Origin of the sequence: Algoriphagus taiwanensis (assembly GCF_036245645.1) — a bacterium.
Lineage (GTDB): Bacteria > Bacteroidota > Bacteroidia > Cytophagales > Cyclobacteriaceae > Algoriphagus > Algoriphagus taiwanensis.
In genome coordinates, this window is the sequence record NZ_BTPE01000041.1 from 1 (window position 1) to 660 (window position 660).

At 42.1% G+C, this 660-nt stretch carries 1 protein-coding gene; it reads right to left on the reverse strand.

Annotated features, from left to right (window positions below):
• On the reverse strand, nt 1-625 hold a 625-nt coding region (locus AAA938_RS20175), incomplete at its 3' end, for an IS3 family transposase (protein ID WP_338230730.1).
• Nucleotides 626-660 lie beyond the last annotated feature (35 nt).

Below are 660 nucleotides of genomic sequence, written 5' to 3' on the forward strand. Positions count from 1 at the left end.
CTATACTCATGTGAGGTCGTTCTTCGTTGTAGAGGTTGATCACTTGGGAAAGCAACTCCTTGGCTTCTTGAATGGAATTCACTTCATAGCAATCCAGGTATTCTCCTTTAACAATTCCATTGATCCGTTCAGCCAATGCATTCTCCAGCGGATCTCCGTTTTCGGTCATGCTGATCGCTATACTATTGTCCTGTAATAACTTGACATACTCTTTACAACAATATTGTATTCCTCGGTCTGAATGATGGATCAGGCCTTCTACTGGCTGTTTTAACTGATCCAAAGCCATTTGAAGGGCATGGATTGATGATTCCGCTTCCAGCGATTCACTCAGATGGTAGCCTACGATTTTATGTGAGAACACATCGGTTACAAAACTGATGTAAAGAAACTTATCCTTAAACCTCCAATAAGTAATGTCGCTAACCCATAACTGATTGATTCCACCAGCAATAAACTCGCGGATAAGATTTGGATATTTTCGAAGCCAATGACTTGAATAGGTTGTAGTTACCCGTCTGTTTCGACGGCGAATCAACAACTGGTTTGCTGCCAACAGATCGAACAACGCATCTCTACCCATCTTGATCTGGTGATCGAACATGAAGGCTTCCAGCTTCACCATGAGCTTGCGGCAACCCATTTTTTTATGAGATTTTC